Origin of the sequence: Bacillus sp. JJ1474, from assembly GCF_036965225.1 — a bacterium.
Taxonomy (GTDB): Bacteria; Bacillota; Bacilli; order Bacillales; family Cytobacillaceae; genus Cytobacillus.
The window spans coordinates 1-2,412 of record NZ_JBALPC010000346.1 but is presented as its reverse complement, the minus strand read 5'-3'; the positions used below and the strand labels follow the sequence as shown (position 1 = coordinate 2,412).

The 2,412-nt window shown below is 34.9% G+C and carries 2 protein-coding genes; one reads left to right on the top strand and one right to left on the bottom strand.

What is annotated here, in order from left to right; translation table 11 throughout:
* Nucleotides 1-54 precede the first annotated feature (54 nt).
* Complete coding sequence (gene cyoE / locus V7164_RS25585; protein ID WP_335347171.1) at nt 55-993, bottom strand: heme o synthase; 939 nt, start codon at nt 991-993, stop codon at nt 55-57.
* Between the two features lie 599 nt (nt 994-1,592).
* Between cyoE and V7164_RS25580 the strand changes: the two genes are divergently transcribed.
* Nucleotides 1,593-2,412, top strand: an 820-nt coding sequence (locus tag V7164_RS25580; RefSeq protein WP_335355648.1) for a COX15/CtaA family protein, incomplete at its 3' end; no start/stop codon positions are given.

Sequence of the window (2,412 nt, the reverse complement as noted above, 5' to 3'; positions counted from 1 at the left end):
GGGTTGGAGCACAAGCAATAAAAAAAAGCCATGTAGTCCCCCCCTAAAACTATTTTATATTAATGTGATAATAACCATAGCTACAAACATAATTGTCAGATATTGTAGTGAATATACAAACATTAAAGTAGCCCATTTTATATCGTCTTTAAACTTTCTTGCATAAATCCCTGTTGCAATCCAGCCTATGTTCAAAATTGTTGCGAGAACCAGAAAAGGAATTCCTAATTCTGGAAGCAAAAACGGAAGAGGCAATAACCCTGCCACCCATAAGTAAATAGAGGTTTTTGTTCTTTTAAATCCTTTAACAACAGGAAGCATTGGTACATTAGCAGCACGATATTCTTCACACCTTCTCATAGCAAGCGCATAAAAATGAGGAGGCTGCCAAAAAAACATAATTAAGAATAATCCCCATGCCATAATGTCAAGATTAGCATCAACTGCAGCCCAGCCGATAAGCGGAGGTGCTGCACCAGAAATACTTCCTATAATAGTGTTAGAAACGTATCTCCGTTTTGACCAGATTGTATATAGAACAATATAGCTAAATACTCCTACTAAACCGAGCAAAGCGGCAGTTACAGTAGTGAGCAGAAGCAATCCTGTACCAATTCCGATTAACAAAAAGCTTAATATCGCCACTCTGGCTGGTGAAACCCTTCCAGTTACGGTTGGCCTATTCTTCGTTCTTTCCATATAAGGATCTATATCTCGATCAATATAATTATTTAGGGCACAGGAGCCAGCTATAATTAGTGATGATCCTATTACAGTATAGAGAACAATATCCAAATTATTCAAAAAGCCTTTTCCTGTAAAGTGAAGTGCAAGCCATAAACCAGTGAAGGTTGTTATTAGATTCGAGTTTACAATTCCTATCTTAATCAGTGATAAAAAATCCTTCCAAACTGTTGTCCTTGGCACTTCATTCTCTAGGCTCCCACTGCTGTTTTCTAAACGAGCATTAACAAAGGCCCTCGAGTTAGACATATTTTTTCCTCCTTTATCCCTTATCACAAATACGACAATGATACTACAACTACTATAAAGCATTCTAGCTGACAATGCTATATTTGCAATAAAAAACGAAGAGCATTTCCAATATGATGACAACCTCAATAGTTTTCTACTATTGTAATTGTAATAATACTGTTAATTAAATATCATGAAAAAGACATCTTCCTCTGTATATTAAATCACACTTCAATGGTTTTTTGTGAATAATTTTCGAATAAATTATGAATAATTTGTGTCTTTGTGTTTTTTCGCTTAAATAATTGTTGCTTTTCTGCCATAATATAAATGGCGTGTAAAAATACAATAGTACCTTTCATTAAATATAAACGAAGAATTAATAATGTACATAACGTTTTTAATATAAAGACAGTGAATACTAATTAATTAATTGTAAAACAAGTATAAATGCTGTAGTATTCGATAGGGTTGTACTCATTTCTATTTCTCTTCTATACTATTTATAAATATAAGATAGAAGTGGAAAAATACTTTCTAATTTTATTATGCTGATTATATTAGTCAATTACCTCCTATTACAAATTAAAGAATTATTTAGAAGAGGGTGTAGCACTTTGCAACGATCACTTAAATGGTTCGCCGTTTTAACAACAATTGGGATGCTGTTAGTCCTTTTAGGCGGAGCTCTTGTTACAAAAACAGATTCCGGCATGGGGTGCGGAGATTCTTGGCCGCTCTGTCATGGTGAAATTCTTCCAAAGAATATAACACCTGAATTAATTATCGAGCTTGCCCATAGGGTAGTCTCGGGTGGTGTAGGGATCATGGTTCTAATCCTTTCTGTTTGGACATGGCGCGCTATTGGCCATATTCGTGAAACTAAATTTCTATCTATTACTTCTTTCTTTTTTCTAGTCCTTCAAGGATTAATTGGAGCTGCCGCTGTTAAATGGGGACAATCTGATTTTGTTCTTGCCTTGCATTTTGGTATTTCATTAATTTCCTTTTCAACGGTTCTGCTGCTCACACTTCTCATTTTTGAAGTTGATAAAAAGTTTGAAGCCGAAAAGATTGTCCTCGACAATAGAATGAAGAAGCATATAATTGGCGTTACAATATACAGCTATATTGTCGTTTATACAGGAGCCCTTGTCAGACACGTTAATGCAAGTTTAGTGTGCAGAGATTGGCCGCTCTGCATTAACAACTCCTTTTCCTTACCTACAAATATGTATGAATGGGTACAAATGGGGCATCGTGCCGCAGCTGGAATCATATTTTTATGGATTGCCTATATTACCTATATTGCTGTTAAACATTATAAAGATCAAAAAGTGGTTTACTGGGGCTGGATTATTTCCTTTATTCTAGTGTCTTTACAAGTGATTGCAGGTGCCTTAGTTGTATTATCGAAATTAAATTTATATATAGCAT

Coding starts and splice junctions, on each gene's coding strand:
- cyoE (WP_335347171.1), bottom strand. CDS start 993: ATGTCTAACTCGAGGGCCTTTGTTAATGCTCGTTTAGAAAACAGCAGT.